This window comes from Hypericibacter sp. (assembly GCF_050729195.1).
Lineage (GTDB): Bacteria > Pseudomonadota > Alphaproteobacteria > Dongiales > Dongiaceae > Hypericibacter.
Genome location: NZ_JBOHKS010000189.1, coordinates 1 through 2,189 on the forward strand (window position 1 = coordinate 1; position 2,189 = coordinate 2,189).

A 2,189-nucleotide genomic window follows, 5' to 3' on the forward strand; every position below is an offset into this window, starting at 1 on the left:
ACCACCCCCTTTGGGCTTCCCTGATGCGTTTCGCGGCCGATCCCGAGGCCGGCCAGCGGGCCCTTGTCGCCGGGCTCGATGCCTTCCGCGAGGCCGTGTTCGAGCCGCTCTGGCGCGGCCTCGCCGGACCCGAGGCCAAGGTCGCGGCTTCGGTCGCCGCCGGGATCGAGCGGGGCGATTGGGCGGGGCTGGGCCATCGGCTGGGGCTGGGTGTGGAGTTCGATCCCAAGGCCGGCGCGATCCGCCAGGTGACCGGTGGCGCCCGGACCGACCTGGCCCAGATCGGCAGCCTTCAGTTCCTCCCCTCGAGCTTCAACGAGCCGCGCTGGTGGTTCGTCGACCCCGACGGCGAACGCAGCACCGCCTGGCTCCCCTTCCTCGACCCGAGCCTCGGGCCCGAGCCGCAGCGCGGCGCCGGCGCCGAGCCCGAACTTGCGATGGCTCCCACCCTGCCGGGCCCCGATCCGCGCCGCCCGCCAACGAGCACCGGCGGCGATGTGGCGCTGGTCTTCCGCGCGCTCGGCGATGCCACGCGCTTCGCCATGGCCAATCTTCTGGCAAGGCGGCCCATGCTGGCCGTGGAGCTGGCGCGCCAGCTTCATCTCTCCAAGCCGACCGTGACCCATCACCTGCATTACCTGCGCGATGCCGGGCTGATCGAGGAGCAGGGCGAGGGCGGCCGCAAATTGCTGGCGCTCCGGCGCGAGGCACTCGAGGCCCTGTCGGGCCGCACGGTGCGCCGCCTGTTCGAGGCCGAGCCCGTGCCGCCGGCACGGTCGCGTCGGCGTCCGACCTAGCCCGCGCTCTGCGAAAATTGCGACCCCGGCCGACGGGCTCTCTTGGCAGATCAATGACGCGCGCGAACCGGGTCATGCAGGCGACGATGCAGATGGTGAAGGTCGAGGTGCAGAAGCTCGAGGATGCCTATAACGGCCGCTGATCGCGACTCCGGCCGCCGACGTTCCGGTTACTGCGGCAGCCCGCTCGCGTCGGCCGCGGTGGCTTCTGCCGCTGCGATCTGCTGGCTCTTGCGCAGCTTCACGCTGTCGCTCTTGAGCTGGCCGCAGGCGGCCATGATGTCCTGGCCGCGCGGCGTGCGCACCGGCGAGGCATAGCCGGCATCGAACACGATCTGGCTGAAGGCCTCGATCGCGCGCCGGCTGGAGCATTCGAAGGGCGCACCTGGCCAGGGATTGAACGGGATCAGATTGACCTTGGCCGGCACATCCTCGAGCAGCGCCACCAGGGCCCGCGCATCGGCCGGCGAATCGTTCACGTCCTTCAGCATGACATATTCGAAGGTGATACGCCGCGCGTTGGAGAGGCCCGGATAGTCGCGGCAAGCGCGCATCAGCTCGGCGATCGGATATTTCTTGTTGATCGGCACGATGCGGTCGCGCAGCTCGTCGGTGACCGCGTGCAGCGAGATGGCGAGATTGACGCCGAGCTCGCGGCCGCAAGCCTCGATCATCGGCACCACGCCCGCGGTCGAGAGCGTGATGCGCCGCTTCGAGATCGAGATGCCCTCATGGTCCATCACGATCTTGAGGGCCTTCGAGACATTGTCCCAGTTATAGAGCGGCTCGCCCATGCCCATCATGACGATGTTGGAGAGCAGCCGTCCGTCCGGCGGCGAGGGCCATTCGCCCAGCGCGTCGCGCGCCATCATCACCTGACCGACGATCTCGGCGGCGGAGAGATTGCGCACCAGCTTCTGCGTGCCGGTGTGGCAGAACTTGCAGGTGAGGGTGCAGCCGACCTGCGAGGAGACGCAGAGCGTGCCGCGATCCTCCTCGGGAATATGGACGGTCTCGATCTCCTGGCCGTCGGCGAATTTGAGCAGCCATTTCTGGGTGCCGTCGATCGACTGCTTGGCGACCGTGATCTCGGGCCGCGCCACCACGAAATGCCGCGCCAGATTCTCGCGGAAGGATTTGGCGAGCGAGGTCATGGCGGCGAAATCGGTGACGCCGCGGTGATAGATCCAATGCCAGAGCTGGCGGGCGCGGAAGGCGGGCTCGCCCAGCGCCACGATCTCGGCCTCGAGCTCGGCGCGATCGAGACCCACGAGATTCCGGCGCCCGTCCGCGGGGGCGGCGGGCGGCGCGAAGTTCAGGGCATGCGCGGTCGTGCTCATGGGCGTCGGATCATACTCTTGCGGCGATGCAGGGCCAGGAAAGCCGGCCTGT

2 protein-coding genes are annotated in these 2,189 nt (G+C 68.8%); one reads left to right on the forward strand and one right to left on the reverse strand.

Features of this window, described 5'->3' with window-relative positions; all coding sequences use genetic code 11:
• On the forward strand, positions 1-797 hold a 797-nt coding region (locus ACREE8_RS14500), incomplete at its 5' end, for an ArsR/SmtB family transcription factor (RefSeq protein WP_431573720.1).
• A 170-nt stretch (positions 798-967) separates the two neighbouring features.
• Here ACREE8_RS14500 and rlmN read toward each other — a convergent pair.
• The gene (gene rlmN / locus ACREE8_RS14505) at positions 968-2,137 is read right to left on the reverse strand and encodes a 23S rRNA (adenine(2503)-C(2))-methyltransferase RlmN (RefSeq protein ID WP_431573721.1); all 1,170 of its coding nucleotides are present in this window, start codon (positions 2,135-2,137) and stop codon (positions 968-970) included.
• Positions 2,138-2,189 lie beyond the last annotated feature (52 nt).

Excerpts from the sequence above, each read along its gene's own strand:
- rlmN (WP_431573721.1), bottom strand. The coding sequence starts at position 2,137 with ATGAGCACGACCGCGCATGCCCTGAACTTCGCGCCGCCCGCCGCCCCC.